Genomic DNA, 14,942 nt, shown 5'->3' on the forward strand with positions numbered 1-14,942 from the left:
GCCTGCGCCTTGCATTCGGCGAGCTTGAACTTGGTGTTCTGGAAATCGAAGACCGTCTTGCCGAACACCTTGCGCTCGCGCACGTACTCGAGCGTGTCGTCGATCAGCGCCTCGATGGAGGCGGCAGCGCGAATGCCGATGATGGTGCGTTCCCACGCGAGCTGGTGCGTGAGATAGCCGAAGCCCTTGTTCTCGTCGCCGAGGCGATTCTCGACCGGGACACGGACGTCGTCGAAGAAGAGTTCCGAGGTGTCCTGGCCCTTCAGTCCGATCTTTTCAAGCAGCCGGCCTTTGGAGAATCCGGGGCGATCGGCCTCGACGCAGATCAGCGTGAGCTCCTTCGCATTGGGGTCGAGCTTGGTCGCGGTGACCATCAGGTCCGCGTTGCCACCGTTGGTGATGAAGGTCTTCTGGCCGTTGATGACGTATTCGTCGCCATCGCGCCGTGCGCTGGTGCGCATCGAGCGCAGGTCGGAACCGATGCCGGGCTCGCTCATCGCGATGACGCCGATGATCTCGCCCGCAACCATCCGCGGCAGCCACTTCTTCTTCTGCGCCTCGCTGCCGTAGGCAACGATGTAAGGGGCGACGATCTCGGAGTGGGTCGTGAAGCCGATCGCGGTCGCATTGACCCGCGCCAGCTCCTCGATCATCACCGCCGAGTGGCCGAAATCGCCACCCGCACCGCCGTATTCCTCCGGCACCGTCGAGCACAGCAGGCCGACCTCGCCCGCCTTGCGCCAGACCGACTTCGGCACGATCCCGACCGCCTCCCACTCGTGCAGGTGGGGGACGATCTCGTTCTCGATGAAGCGCCGCGCCATCTCGCGGAACATTTCATGATCTTCACGGAATACGGTCCGCATCCTTGTTCCTCCGCCTGTTCTCGTGCAGTTTCCCGGCTCAGCGGCCGGTGAATTTCGGTTCGCGCTTCTCGACGAAGGCTGCGACCGCTTCCATGTGATCTTCGGTGTGATGGGCAAGCGCCTGGTAGGCCGCCGACATCTCCAGCAGCGAATCGAGACGCATGTGCTGGCCTTCCCGCAACAGGCGCTTGGTAAGGCGCAGGCCGTGGGCCGGATTAGCCGCCATGCGCCGGGCAATGCCCAGCGCCGCGGTCTCGAGTTCGGCAGCAGGTACCACCTCGGTCACGAGGCCCCACGCGAGCGCGGTCTGGGCGCCGATCATGTCGCCGGTGAGCGCCATCAGGCTGGCCCTGGGCATACCGACGATGCGCGGCAGCAGCCACGCACCGCCATCACCCGGCACGATGCCGAGCTTCACGAAGCTTTCCGCAAACTTCGCGGTGTCGGCGGCGATGCGCACATCGCACATGCACGCCAAATCCAGGCCAGCGCCGATCGCCGGTCCGTTCATCGCCGCGATGACGGGCACGTCCAGGTCGTAAAGGCACAGCGGGATGCGCTGGATGCCATTGCGGTAGGTCTCGCGCACCTCATAGGGCGACCCCGCGAAGATGCCGCCGCGTTCGCGCATGTCCTTGACGTTGCCGCCGGCACAGAAAGCCGGTCCGTTGCCGGTGAGTACGATGACCTTGATCGAGCGGTCCGTACGGACGTTGGCGCACAGGTCGACGAACTCCTGCATCTGTGACGGGTCGGAGAGCGCGTTGCGCGTCTCCGGGCTATCCATGCGGACGGTGAGGATGGCGTCCTCGCGTTCGAGGATCAGAAAGGGTTTCATGCTGCAGTCTCCTCGTATGCGGCGAGCACGCCGGCGGTAACCGATGGCCACAATGCCTGGGAGCCGGCGCCGCAGAGCGCGCGACCGAGCTGCTGCGACCAGTCGGTGAGCGAGCCGAACTCGCTGCGCCACGACCACAGCCTGCGGGTCGTCAGGTGCAGGGCGTGTTCGTGGGTGAAGCCGATCGCGCCATGCACGGCGTGGGCGACACCCGCCCCGATCCCCGCGGCCTCGGAGGCGCAGATCTTGGCCGCCATCACCGGCAGGCGTGCGAGCCGATCGTCCGACTCGGCGAAGGCCGCTTCGGCGGACATCACGGAGGCCGCCGCATGTTCGGCGAGGACTGCAATCTGGTGCTGGATCGCCTGGAAACTGCCGATCGGCTTGCCGAACTGCACGCGCTCACCGGCATACGTGGTGGCCATCGCCAACACGGTTTCGAGCGCGCCCGCAATCTGCGCGGCACGCATCATTGCACCGCCAAGCTTGAGCACGTCGGCCGACAGTGCCGTCGGCAAAGCCGCGCTTGCGAGCGGCACCACCGCTTCGAATTTGAGCGTGTCGCGCGGTTCGGCGGCCGTATTCACGGTACGCACCACCGTCGCCGCCTCGGTCGGCAGGAGCACCACCGCCGGCGCCGCGCCCGCTGCGACGGCCACCACGTGGCGGACGTGGCGCCCCCATGGCACATCGACAGCGGCCCCGGTCACACGGCCGTTTTCCAGGCGCAGTGTGCCGCGCGCGGCAACACTCAGCGTTCCCGACACGGCGGCCAGTCCGCTCGCACCCAGCAACCAATTGGCGAGCATCGCTTCGGGCAGCGGCAGCGGGAGGTTGAAGCGGCCGGCCAGACGCAGCACACCACATACATCCGCCCACGTGGCACCTGCACCGCCGAGCGACTCCGGCACCAGTGCCAGCGTGAATCCGGATGCTTCGACAGCCGTCCACAGCTCCGTCGGCCATTCGCCGCCCTCGCAAGCCAACACCGCGTCGGCGGTGACGAGGTCCGAGAACAGGCGCTCGACAGAGGAATCGAATAGGTCTCTCATGATCAACGCAGCCCCAATCCGCGCGCGATGATGCCGCGGAGAATCTCCCGCGTGCCGCCGCGCAGTGAAAACGATGGCGCCATCTGGGTCAGATAGGCCAGCACCTGGGCGTGGTCGCTGCCGCCCTGAACGGTTGGCGGAAGCTCGCACAACAGCTGCGCGACTTCCGGAATCTCTTGCTCGAAAACCGCACCGAGATCCTTCACGACCGAGGCCTCCCACGCCGGGTTGTTGCCCGCCGCGAGTTGGGCCGTCACCGCCAACGACATGTTGCGCAGCGTCACCAGTCGCGCGGCGAAGCGGCCGATCTCCTTGGCCTGCAGGGCATCAGGACTACGGCCCACCGCGTCGATGAGCGTGTGGAGCAGCGCGATCGAGCTGAGGAAGCGCTCGGGACCGCTGCGTTCGAAGGCGAGTTCGGCGGTGACCTGCCCCCAGCCCTGCCCTTCGGTACCGATGATGGCGTCGGCATCGAGTACGAGTTCGTCGAAGAAGACCTCGTTGAAATGCTCGGCGCCCGTCAGGTCCTTGATCGGCCGGATGGTGATGCCCGGCAGACTGAGGTCGATGATGAACTGCGAGAGTCCTTCCTGGCGCTTGCTGTTCTCGCCGGTGCGTACCAACGCGATCATGTAGTGCGAGCGGTGGGCGTTGGTGGTCCACACCTTCTGCCCATTCACCACCCACTTGTCCCCTTCACGGCGTGCGCGCGTCTTGATCGAAGCGAGGTCGGAGCCCGAATTGGGCTCGCTCATGCCGATGCAGAAAAACTGTTCGCCGCGGCAGATCGCCGGCAGGTGGCGTTCTTTCTGCGCATCGGTGCCGTAGTGCAGGATCTGCGGGCCGCTCTGGCGATCGGCGAACCAGTGCGCGGACACCGGCGCGCCGGCGGCGAGCAGCTCCTCGATCACGACGTAGCGCGCGAAGGGACTCGCCTCGCCGCCACCATAGCGCTTGGGCAGAGCCATGCCGACCCAGCCCTTCGCTCCCAGGCGACGGCTGAATTCGGCGTCGAACCCCATCCAGGAATCCGCCCGGCGGACCGCCGGGTAGTCCTTCAGGGCTTCGGCGAGGAAGGCACGCACTTCCGCACGAAGTGCTTCGGCCTCCGGTGGAATGCGACTGTACTTGAACTGGTCTATGGACATGGCGCGTTCGATAGTGGGCCGTCGGCTTGAGCAACGGCGTGGTTGACCCGGGTCACGTCGCCCGCGAACGGCACGGACGACCGTCGGCCGGCGGACACGCCCCGCGTGCCCGCCAACCGCACTGCAGCCGGACTCAGAGCGCGGTCTGCGCGTCCGCCGAGGCGAACATCTTGTTGATATCGCCCGAGGTCACCGGCTTGCTGGGATCGCGTTGCGGAGCTGCGCCGCCGAGGCCCAGCGCCGGCTCGATGCTGACATGCGTCGCCTGCGCGCGCAGCGCACCGACGGTGCAGTTCTCGCGCCCCAGGATGGCGAACGGGTCGTAAGAGAATTCGCGCATCGCGTTGAGGTGGCTGATCTTGTTGATGATCTCGTCGGGCAGGTTCTTCGCCTGCTGCCAGAACACGTCCGCGGAGTTCGGCCAGGTGCAGTCCGAGTGCGGGTAGTCGCACTCCCACGTGACCATGTCGACGTTGATCGAGTCGAGGTTCCTGAGCCCGAACGCATCCTCGATGAAGCAGGTGATGAAGTGCTCGTTGAAGATGTCGCTGGGCTTCTTGCCGCCGAAGTTCGAGTTCGTCCAGGCGTGGTGGTGGTTGTGCGTGAAGTCGGCGCGCTCGAGCAGATACGGGATCCAGCCGATGCCGCCTTCCGACAGGGCCATGCGCAGCTTGGGGTACTTCTTCCACATGGGTGCCCAGATCCAGTCCGCCGCCGAGTTGGAGATCGAGATCGGCATCGACGTGATCCAGGCGTCGATCGGCGATTCATCCGAGGCGTGAGCCGCCTTCACCCCGGTGCCGATGTGGCAGCAGATCACGACATTGTTCTCTTCGCACGCCTTCCACAGGGGATCCCAGTGCGGGTTGTGGATCGACGGGTAGCCATGCACGGTCGGGTTGTCGGACAGCGTGATGGCATGCACACCCTGATCGGCCATGCGCTTCACCTCGGCCGCGGCGGCCTGCATGTCCCACCATGGCACCATCATCAAGGGGATGAAGCGACCCGGAGCAGCGTTGCACCAGTCATGCAGGTGCCAGTCGTTGTAGGCCTGGATGGCTGCAAGGCTGACGTTCTTGTCCGGCATGACCTGGAAGCGCTGGCCGGCGAAACCGGGGAAGGTCGGGAAACACAGCGAGCCGAGCACGCCGTTCGCATTCATGTCGTCGACCCGCGCCTTGATGTCCCAGGTACCACGGCGCATCTGTTCGTAGGAGAGCGGCTCCATGCCGTACTCCTCCTTCGGACGCCCGACCACCGAATTCAGTCCCATGTAGCCCGTTGCCTGCTCCTCGAACACCCAGATGTCGCGGCCGTTGCGGTTTTCGACGCGCGGCTGGCGGCCCTTGTACTTGGCGGGCATGTGGCGGTCGAAGGCGCCACGCGGTTCGATCGCATGGTCATCGACGCTGACAAGGATGAGATCTTCGAGCTTCATGTGTGTGTCCCCTGTTGGAGTGGCGTCCGCGGTGGGCGCGAACCGGTTATGAGCCTCTATCTTAGAGCAAGAAATTCGTTTTGTTAAACACTTTTTTGCTTTATGTTCATGTTTAACGAAATTTCCAGATCGGCCACTGGCTCAGCCGGTCCGCGCGCCACCTCAATCCCAGATGACCGGGACGGAGTGAGGGCCACGAAGCTGTGCGCCCGTAATCCGCGGCTTCGGCCGATCCGGGTCGAGGCGGATGTTGGGGAACAGATCGAGAATGGCGTTCAGCGCCACCTGGAGCTCGGTCTTGGCGATGAACTGCCCGATGCACATGTGAGGGCCGAAGCCGAAGCCGAATGAAGGCTTGAGCTTGCGATCGATGTCGAACTCTTCGCTGTTCTCGAAGGCTTCCTCGTCGCGGTTGGCGGAGGAAACGATGCACTGGACCATGGCACCCTTCGGGATGCGGACGCCGCCGAGTTCGAGGTCCTGTGCCGCCTGACGCACCTTGAAGGTCGCCACGGGCTCGAACCGGATCGCCTCGTCGATGGCCTTGCCGACCAGGCTGCGATCCTTGCGGACCCTGTCGAGCACGTCCGGACGCTCGAGCAGCAACACCATCAGCGAGCCGAAGGTCCGCGTCGTGGTCTCACCGGCAGCCGGGAGCAGCGAACGCACGAAGGTCGTGATCTCGTGGTCATCGAGCTTGCGCCCTTCGTATTCGGCACGGATCAGGCGGCTGATGAGGTCGTTTCCTTCGGCACCCCGTTGGCGCACGGCGACGACGGCTTCCTTCACCGCGTCGTAGAGCGCCTGTGCTGCTTCCATTGCAGCCTTGCGCGCAATCGCGGCCTTTTCGGCGTCCACCTGCGGGCCGGCAAGGATCGCCAGCGCCCATGCCGCATACTGTTCGATCTTCTCGGGTTCGTCGTCGGGAAAACCGATCAGCGCGTAGATCAGGCGAATCGGGAAGTGGAGGCCGAAGTCCATCAGGTCGGCCTTCTTCTTCGGCACCAGCGGCAACAGGTACTCGTTGCGCACGATGGGATCCATCTTGCTGTCGCGCCACGTGTTGACCACGTCGGGCATGAAGATGGGCTGCAGCAGGCCGCGTGCCTTCTTGTGCGCCTCGCCGTCCATGCCGGTGAGGATCAGGCCGTCGAAGAAGGCCCCCAGCCCTTCGGCGATGAAACCGCTGGTGTAGTTTGCGGCATCGCGCAGGACGGTCATCACGTCCTTGTATTTGAACACGGTGTAGGTCGGCCGGTTCGGATCCAGCCCTGCGATGTTCGGCACGCCGAGCTTGCCCATGAAGTTCTCGGCAATGATCGGCGAGTTCTTCCGCATCTCGCGGTAGATCGCATGCAGATCGACATCCTCACCGCGGTAGTTGTCGGCCACTCCGGCGAACGCGCTCTCCAGCGTAACGTCCTTGACACTGCTCATTTCGTCTTCCTCCGTTGGCGCACCGCCCGGTCGTGAACGAACACGCTGTGCCGGCCATGTGCAATGGCCTCGACACGGTGCCTTCACGCCGGATAAGACGGCGCTGTTTCTGAACATTTTTGCGCATAGTGCTCCATTTAATGCGTACTGCCAAGTGTTCAAGCAGGGACCGGGGCAGGCCGGAGGACACCTGCCCTGCCTGGGCGGGAATGCTGACGTGGCGCGCGTTAGTGCAGCCGACAGTGCAACGGTTCTCGCTCCTGCATCACGGAATCATGAGTCCACCGTCGACGGCCAGCGTCTGGCCGGTGATGAAGCGCGCCCCGTCGCTCATCATGAACACCACGAAAGGCGTCATGTCGCGATCGGGGTCGCCGAGCTTGCCGCCGAGCGGGATCAACCCGGCCATCATCGCGTCGTGCGCCCGCAGGGCATCTTGGTCCATTCGTGCGCGGTGGGCGTCGTACATGGGTGTCCACATGCCCGGCGCAGCGGCATTCACGCTGATGCCGTGTCGCCCCCACTCCTTCGCCACCGTTCGGGTCCAGCCGAGGACCGCTGCTTTGGCGGCCGAATAGTGGGCACACCCGGGTAGCCCCATGACCCCCGCCGCGGAGCCGAAGTTGAGGATGCGACCGCCCTTCTCCCGCAGATGCGGAAAGACGGCCTGGTTGGTGTTCAGGGTACCGCGCGCATTGACGTCGAATATGAGGTCCCAGTCAGCCTCGACGATCGCTTCGGCCGGCGCCGCGCGCTCGACGCCGGCGATGTTCACCAGTCCGTCGAGGCCGCCCAGCCAGGCGACAGCCTGCGCGACGATCCTATCGACTTCGGCACGCTCGCGAATGTCGCAGTGGAAATACCTCGCCTCGCCCGAGGCTCCCACATTGGCGCGCGCCACTTCCGCGCGGCCGGCCTCGTCATTCACGTCCAGCGCCGCCAGCCGCGCACCGGCCGCCACCAGTCCGCGCAGTGCACTCGCACCGATGCCCCCTGCGGTGCCGGTCACGATGAGGCGTTTTCCGCTCAGCTGCATGTCCTCTCCTCCTGTTGTGGATGTTCCTCGCGGCGCGCGGGAACCCCGTTGTCCGTGTCGATCCGACGGGCCTGCAGGCCTCCGAGACCGAGCGCCGCGGCCATCACCCAGAACAGCACGGCCGCGCCGGCACTCGCCCCAATGGCGCCAAAAAGGAGGGGCATCGCGGTCATCGAGGCGTGCACCGTCATCGAGCGGAAAGCCAGCGCCTCGCCGTGCCGCTCGCGGGGCGTGACCTGATGCAGCGTTGCGAGAATCGTCGGTTGGATCGCGCCCAGCGCAAGTCCGAGGGTCGCGGCGCACAGCGCCATGGCCCATGCACTCTGGAGCAGTGGATACAGCACGAACACCAGACACGTGATGAAAAGCGCCCCCGCAAGCAAATGGCGTCGCGGCAGGCGTTCGGCCACAAACGGGATCACGACGCGCACCGACATCGACGCCACCGCATAGGCCGCCAGCACCGCCCCCAGCGCCGACGCGCTGAAGCCGCGTTCGACCCCGAGAATCGGCAACGCGAAGCCATGCACGTCCCAACTGGCCGACACCAGCCAGTTGACGAGGAGCAGGCGCCGGAACGACGGCAGGCGGAGCAGGCCCCAAGCGGACGTCTGCTTGCGGTTCAACGCGGAGACCGACGCCCGGCTTTCATGCGGGACCGCCTGGGCGATCACCAGGGTCGCGAACGGAAGCAGCGCGAGCGCGGCGAACGCCGCCGAAAAGCCGAGATGATCGATCAGCACGCCGGCCATCATCGGCCCGAAGAGTCCCGCCACGGCCGGAGCGAGCGCGATCCAGCTGAACACGCGAAGTCGATCCGCCTCGTCCCGCGCGAATCGGCTGGCCGTGCGCTGGATCGCGATCATGCCGAAACCCGAGCCCGCGCCGCACAACGCAGCGGCCGCACACAGGGCAATGAGATGGGGTACCGACGCTGCGAGCAACGCACCCGCGAGCGACAGGCCGGCCGCAATGCGCACCGGCAGATGGTAGCCGTGCCGATCGGCAAGCCGTCCGGCCGGGATAGCGAAGATCGCGGGAAAGAGCGCGAACATCGTCATCACGAGCCCCACCGCCCACTCGGAATGCCCCAGCCGAAGGACGCTCAGCGGCGCGGTCAGGCGAGCCCCCTGCACGCAGGCGTGCAGTCCGACCTGGCATGCGACCAGCGCCACCAGGGCGCTACGCATGGATGTCGGGGAAACACCGCGCCCATTCACGCCCGCACCTCGATCCCCGCGATCGCCGCTTCGAGCAGGCGCACCGCGGACGCATGATGCTGCGCGCCGGTTTCCGCCGGTGCCTTGCCTGCGCAGGATCGCGCATGGCTCGCCTCGAGCATGATGCCGAGCTTGAAGCGTGCCATCGCGACGTACCAGTCGATCGCCGACAGGTCGCGCGCGGTGCGCTGGCGATAGTGTTCGATGAGTTCGGCAGTCGAGGGAAGACCGTCGGCGGGCGCGATACGGATGGTGCCGGCGCCCCGCCCGTCGCGGTCGGGCCAGGTCGCGACGAGCCAGCCGAGGTCGAGCAGCGGATCCCCCAGCGTCGCAAGCTCCCAGTCGATGATCGCTGCAAGCGCCGGCCGGTCATTCCGGAACATCACGTTGCCGAAGTGATAATCGCCGTGCATCAGCCCCGGAACGTTGGCTGCCGGCACGTGCGCTTCGAGCCAGTCGGCCACCTCGCGCACACCAGGCAGCGCCTGCGGCCCCGGCCAACCGGGCTGCTCCGCGCAGCGCTCGAGATGCTTGAGCCAGCGCGGCACTTGCCGCTCAAGAAACCCTTCCGGCCGCCCGAAGTCCGCCAGTCCGACCGCATCGGGCGCGACCTCGCCCAGGCGCAGCAAGGCATCGACCATCGACAGCCCCATCGCATGGCGCCACGTCGGATCAGTGGCATAGAGCCCCCGGAGCGGCGTGGGCGTTGCGGTAAAGCCATCCACCGGAGCCATCAGGTAGAACGGCGCACCGAGCACCGACGCATCCCTGCAGGCAGCAATCAGGCGCGGGTGTGGTACCGCCGTGCCGGCAAGTGCTCCGAGCAGCCGCGCCTCACGGAGAAAGGTCGCGTGGATCTCGGGCTTTGCGCCCGGCGGCGGGCAGCGCAGGACGTACTCGGCGCCGTCCCCAAAAAGGCGCAGCAGGACGTTCTGCGTGCCCCCGGTGAGCGGCGTAACGGAGTCGATCGCCCCACTACCCAGCCCCTGCGCATCCATCCATTCGGCGAGTCGTCCGAGATCGACCTCCGCCGCCCCCCCGTGAGCGCTCATCCCAGCACCGCGCTGAACTTCGCCCGTGCAGCGGCCTCGGCCGTCGGCCGGTGATAGTCCGGGAACAGGTCCTCACAACCGGTGTACTCGCGCAGCAACTGCTTGGCGACGGTGACCTTGTGCACCTCGGTCGGACCGTCTGCGAGCCCCATCTGGTAGGCGCGCACGATCAGGCCGACGAAGGGCATCTCGGACGACACCCCTATCGATCCATGCACCTGCAATGCGCTCGACGCGATGTCGTGCAGCACCTTGGGCATCGTCGCCTTCACCGCGGCGATGTCCTTGCGCACCTTCATGTAGTCCTGGTACTTGTCGATGCGCCAGGCAGTGCGCATGACCAGCAGGCGGAACTGCTCGAGCTGGATCCACGCATCGGCGATCCTCTCCTGCACCATCTGCTTGTCCGCGAGCAGCGAGCCCTGGGTGCTGCGCGACAAGGCCCGCTCGCACAGCGCGTCGAGCGCCTTCTGCGACTGGCCGATGACGCGCATCGCGTGGTGCACGCGCCCCCCGCCGAGGCGCACCTGCGCGACGACGAAGGCCTCGCCCGGCGCGCCGAGCATGTTCTCCGCCGCCACCCGCACCCGGTCGAAGTTCAGGTAGCCATGAGTCGCCTCGGGATCGTCAGGGACGCCGACGTTACGGACGATCTCGATTCCCGGCGTGCAGGCAGGCACGATGAACATGCTCATGCCTTTGTAGGGCGACACGGTCGGATCGGTGATCGCCATGACGATGTAGAACGCGGCATAGCGCGCGTTCGACGCGAACCACTTCTGCCCCGAAATCAGCCAATCATTGCCATCCTGTTCGGCGCGCGTCGTGAACACTTTCGGATCGGCGCCCCCCTGCGGCTCGGTCATCGCAAAACAGGACACGATGCGGTTGTCGAGAAGCGGCTCGAGGTAGCGCGCCTTCTGTTCGGGCGTGCCGTAGTGCGCGAGGATCTCGCAGTTTCCCGAGTCGGGCGCGTGCGCACCGAACACGATGGGCGCGAACAGCGCGCGACCGAGGATCTCGTTCATCAGCGCCAGCTTGACCTGGCCATAGCCCGACCCGCCGAGTTCCGGTCCGAGGTGGCAAGCCCACAGATTCCTGGCCTTCACCTCGCGCTGCAGCGGGCGGACCAGCGCCTCGAAGCGCGGATCGTGGATATTCCAGGGACTGCCGAGGACATGCTCGAGCGGCTCGACCTCGTCGCGCACGAAGCGGTCGATCCAGTCGAGTTCCTGCTGGAATTCCGGGTCGGTCTCAAAATCCCATGCCATCTTCGATCTCCATCAGGCGAGCAGCAGGCCACCATCGACCAGCAGGGTCTGGCCGAGCATGTAGGACGCCAGCGGCGAAGCGAGGAAGAGCGCCGCACCGGCCATCTCTTCCGGCGTGCCGAGGCGGCCGAGGGGAATATTCTTGAGCGACGCCTCAAGGCGCTTGGGGTGATCCGTCGTGATGCGGGTAAGCTTGGTCGCGACGAGCCCGGGGGCGATGCCGTTCACGCGGATGCCGTCACGTGCCCACGCTTCGCCCAGCGTGCGGGTAAGGCCGTAGGCCCCCGTCTTGGAAGCGTTGTAGGCCGGGGTGCCGACCGTGGAATGGAAGGCCGCGGCCGAACTCACGATGATCATCGATCCGCGGCTCTCGGCGAGCATGTCGTGGAACTTGTCGCCACAGGCCATGAGGCTCACGAGGTTCACATTCACGACCTCCCGAAAGGCCGGCACCTTGAACTCCTCGCGGTTGTAGCGCACCGTGCCTTGCGAGCAGATCAGCACGTCGAGCCGCTCGAACGGCACCGGCGCGCACGCCACCGCATCGGCGTCGGCCACGTCCACTTGCGCATACGCGAGTCCCTCGAGGTTCGAGTCGGCCGAATCCGCATAATCGGCGGCGGTCGGTCGCGTGCCCCAGACGTGGACGCTCGCCCCGCGCCGACGGAAGGCCTGCGCCATGCCGTTGCCGATCCCGCTCGATCCTCCCACCACGAGTACCGTCTTGCCGCTGAAGTCCAGTTCGTTCACGTGTTCGTTTCTCCTTCGTCCATGCGTCAGGGATTGGTCACGGCCGCGGCGACCATGCTTTGAATCTGCCCTTCGTCGAGCCCGACCGATCGCCACACCCTGTGGCTGTGCTCGCCCAGCGCCGGCGGTGCCCGGTCAAGGGCGAGGGGCAGGTCGCAAAAGTTCCAGTACGCGCCGACCTGTTCGAGGTGCCCATACACCGCGTGCGGATAGGCGGCGTGCAGCCCCGCCCGTCGGCAGCCGTCGTCGTCGAGAAAGCTCAGACCGGGGTTTTCGAGCGCGGGCTCGCAAGGCACCCCCGCCGCGGTCAGACACTCGCAGGCCGTCTCGCGGCTGAACGCCGCAAACCAGGCCTCGCGATCGTTCCCGGCCAAGGCGGCGAGCGCCCGCGCTTCCTCCGGCCGCAGCGCGGCGACAGCCAGCCAGCCGTCCGCGCAGCGATACAGACGGTGATCCGGCGACACGCCGGTCTGCGCCGCGTCGAGGTGATCGATCGGGGACAGACTGCCGTCGGCGCGCATCACGGCCTCGCCCACGGTCAGTAGCGTCGCGCCGAGGAGCGATGCCGCCACCGCCTGTCCGTCGCCCGTTATCTGGCGCTGAAAATGCGCGAGCAGGAGTGCGAACACTGACGACAGCGCGGCGAAGTAGTCCCCGACGCCGAAGCGCAACCACATCGGCGGCCTCCCCTCGCCGCCGCATTCCACTTCCCAGCCGCAGGCCGCCTGCATCAGCTGGTCGAACCCGGGCCAGTCCTTGCGCGGTCCCAGCGGACCGTAGGAGCTGATGTGGCAATACACAAGCGCCGGATTGATCGCCTTCAGCGTTTCGTAGTCGATACCCAGCTTGTGCGCGGCCGGCAGGCGGACGTTGTGATGAACCACGTCGGCCCAGCGCACCAGCGCCGCGAGTGCCGGTTGTGCGGTCGGATCCCCGAGCTTGAGCGTCGCACCGAGCTTGCCACGCTGCGTGCCGGCGAAGATCCGTTCCAGACGGCGCATCGCATCGCCACCGGGGGGTTCCACCTTGATGACTTCGGCGCCGAGGTCGGCGAGGAGCTGCGTCGCGAAGGGCCCCGCAAGGTAGGCGCCCAGGTCGAGCACCCTGAGGCCAGTGAGGGGTGCGCTCCCCGACTGCCCCTTCGGCACGCCGTCGAATGCTTGCGCGCGCGGGACGCTCCAAGCCGGGTCCGATTCAAGCGGCAGCAACCCGCCGCGCAGGCGCGGGGGAGGGTCGGTGGTGTACGCCGGCCCGGGTTCGAACACGTGACCGAGGACGGGATCGTCCACCATCACGACAAATCCGTTGGCACGCGCCTGTTCGTCGCGGTATATCTCACCGAAAGGGGCCGCAACCTGTGCGGCCACGTCGTGCTGCCAGAAGTGTTCGACCCATTCCTGCGCAGGGCGCGTGGCAATGATTGCCCTATTCGCGCCGAAGTTTGGCGCAACGTGGCTGGGTGGATATTTCGCGTTCTCGGCCGCGACCGCCTCGGGCCCCATCGCTGCGAGCGCCTCTGCCATCCAAGGCGCCTTGTCCGGCGAGTAGTGCACATGGATCCAGCGCCCGTCGAAGCATCGGTGCAGCGGAATAGGCGTCGTCTTGTCGAGCCCTTTCGCGAACACCGGTGTCGGCGTCTCGGCGCGTGACCAGTGCATGCTCATCGGTGCGAGCGCGGCCTGGGCGAGGCTGGTGTGAGCCGCCCCGCCGCGCCCGTCGCGTCGACGTGCGATCAGACGCGCCATCACCCCGATGACGCAGAACCAGGCGGCGAGCCAACTCGCGAATGGCATGCGGACGAAGATCGGGCCCGGCCGATGACCAGGCTGCTCGTCGAGCAGACCCAAGCGCGCGAGCACGAGCGATTCCCGCGGCAAGGCCTCGGCGAGTGGATGCCGGGATGGCCAGCCGGTGATTGCCGAGACAACAAGCTGCGGGCATGCTGCAGCAAGCACGTCGTCCGCCAGCCCCAACGCCGCCGCACGGCGGGGTATGAAGTCGTGGATCAACACGTCGGCGTCGGCCAGCAAGGCACGCAGACGCCCGCGCCCATCATCGCGATCCAGGTCGAGCTCGACCCGACGCTTTCCCCTGTTGAGAACGGAGAACAAGGCCGTGCCCTGCTCCGCATCGCTGCCCGGCGCTTCGATGCGGATGACTTCCGCACCCGCCTCCGAGAGCAGCAACCCGGCCGCCGGACCGGGGATGCCGCATGCGATCTCGACGACGCGGATACCGGCGAGGATGCCTTCGTGCATCGCCCTACTCCGCGTACGCCTGCTGCACATAGGTCATGCGCCCACCCGCTAGCATCAGCGCGCAGAACATGTTCAGTTCGACGATCTGGGCGGTGGAAAAATGGCGGCCGAGCTCGGCGAATACCGCGTCGTCGATGGCCATGTAGTCGGCCGCAAAGAGCTCGGCGTATCGCAGCGCCGCCTTCTCGTGCGGCGAAAAACGAGCATCGTCCGCGCTCAGGCAGGCGATATCCTCCTCGCTCACCGCGTCGTCCTTGCGCGCGAGCTGACACGCCTTGCAGGTCGTGATCGAGGCGATCCTGAGCCGCACCAGCTCGCGGAGGCGGCCGTCGAGCACCCCACTCACGTGCATCGTTTCCAGGGTCGCGAGCCAGGCTTGGGCAAGCTCGGGGCGATGTGCCCAGACCTGCACCGGGACGGTGGAACTCAACATGCGGTTGGCGCACCCCCGCGCCACTGCGTCGGCAAGCGGTGCAGGCAACGCATCGAGGGGAATGGGCTGGATTCTCGCCATGGTGGGTCCTCGGTTGGGATGAACGGATTGCCCGGCGAGACGTCGGTCAGAACGCTCAG

The 14,942-nt window shown here is 66.4% G+C and carries 13 protein-coding genes; all 13 read right to left on the reverse strand.

What is annotated here, in order from left to right; genetic code table 11:
- Nucleotides 1-866 (reverse strand): acyl-CoA dehydrogenase family protein (locus RBT54_RS16900; RefSeq protein ID WP_320368201.1); only part of this gene is annotated, 866 nt, incomplete at its 3' end.
- A gap of 37 nt (nucleotides 867-903) precedes the next feature.
- A complete protein-coding gene (locus RBT54_RS16905; protein WP_096447418.1) occupies nucleotides 904-1,704 on the reverse strand; it encodes a crotonase/enoyl-CoA hydratase family protein in 801 nt (266 codons plus the stop codon).
- Nucleotides 1,701-2,756, reverse strand: coding sequence for an acyl-CoA dehydrogenase (locus tag RBT54_RS16910; RefSeq protein ID WP_096447420.1), 1,056 nt, complete (start codon nucleotides 2,754-2,756; stop codon nucleotides 1,701-1,703). The genes RBT54_RS16905 and RBT54_RS16910 overlap by 4 nt, the downstream gene beginning before the upstream one ends.
- 2 nt (nucleotides 2,757-2,758) lie before the next feature.
- Complete coding sequence (locus tag RBT54_RS16915) at nucleotides 2,759-3,904, reverse strand: acyl-CoA dehydrogenase family protein (RefSeq protein WP_096447422.1); 1,146 nt, start codon at nucleotides 3,902-3,904, stop codon at nucleotides 2,759-2,761.
- Nucleotides 3,905-4,037: 133 nt separating this feature from the next.
- On the reverse strand, nucleotides 4,038-5,345 hold the full coding sequence (locus RBT54_RS16920) for an amidohydrolase family protein (protein WP_096447424.1): 1,308 nt from the start codon (nucleotides 5,343-5,345) through the stop codon (nucleotides 4,038-4,040).
- A gap of 162 nt (nucleotides 5,346-5,507) precedes the next feature.
- Complete coding sequence (locus RBT54_RS16925) at nucleotides 5,508-6,782, reverse strand: cytochrome P450 (RefSeq protein ID WP_320368202.1); 1,275 nt, start codon at nucleotides 6,780-6,782, stop codon at nucleotides 5,508-5,510.
- 265 nt (nucleotides 6,783-7,047) lie between these two features.
- Nucleotides 7,048-7,818 carry an SDR family NAD(P)-dependent oxidoreductase gene (locus tag RBT54_RS16930; RefSeq protein ID WP_153169531.1) on the reverse strand — a complete coding sequence of 257 codons (771 nt, stop codon included), beginning with the start codon at nucleotides 7,816-7,818 and terminating at the stop codon, nucleotides 7,048-7,050.
- Nucleotides 7,809-9,008, reverse strand: a complete 1,200-nt coding sequence (locus tag RBT54_RS16935; protein ID WP_320368203.1) for an MFS transporter — start codon at nucleotides 9,006-9,008, stop codon at nucleotides 7,809-7,811. Before RBT54_RS16935 ends, RBT54_RS16930 begins: the two co-directional genes overlap by 10 nt.
- Before the next feature lie 26 nt (nucleotides 9,009-9,034).
- Nucleotides 9,035-10,036, reverse strand: a complete 1,002-nt coding sequence (locus RBT54_RS16940; protein ID WP_320368204.1) for a phosphotransferase family protein — start codon at nucleotides 10,034-10,036, stop codon at nucleotides 9,035-9,037.
- A 50-nt stretch (nucleotides 10,037-10,086) separates the two neighbouring features.
- A complete protein-coding gene (locus RBT54_RS16945) occupies nucleotides 10,087-11,361 on the reverse strand; it encodes an acyl-CoA dehydrogenase family protein (protein WP_096447432.1) in 1,275 nt (424 codons plus the stop codon).
- A 12-nt stretch (nucleotides 11,362-11,373) separates the two neighbouring features.
- Nucleotides 11,374-12,111: an SDR family NAD(P)-dependent oxidoreductase gene (locus RBT54_RS16950; RefSeq protein ID WP_096447434.1), complete on the reverse strand. Its 738-nt coding sequence runs from the start codon at nucleotides 12,109-12,111 to the stop codon at nucleotides 11,374-11,376.
- A 26-nt stretch (nucleotides 12,112-12,137) separates the two neighbouring features.
- On the reverse strand, nucleotides 12,138-14,369 hold the full coding sequence (locus RBT54_RS16955; protein ID WP_096447436.1) for a CoA transferase: 2,232 nt from the start codon (nucleotides 14,367-14,369) through the stop codon (nucleotides 12,138-12,140).
- Nucleotides 14,370-14,373: 4 nt separating this feature from the next.
- Nucleotides 14,374-14,883 carry a carboxymuconolactone decarboxylase family protein gene (locus tag RBT54_RS16960; protein ID WP_050416200.1) on the reverse strand — a complete coding sequence of 170 codons (510 nt, stop codon included), beginning with the start codon at nucleotides 14,881-14,883 and terminating at the stop codon, nucleotides 14,374-14,376.
- Nucleotides 14,884-14,942 lie beyond the last annotated feature (59 nt).

Origin of the sequence: Thauera sp. (assembly GCF_034003485.1) — a bacterium.
In the GTDB taxonomy this organism is placed as follows: Bacteria; Pseudomonadota; Gammaproteobacteria; order Burkholderiales; family Rhodocyclaceae; genus Thauera.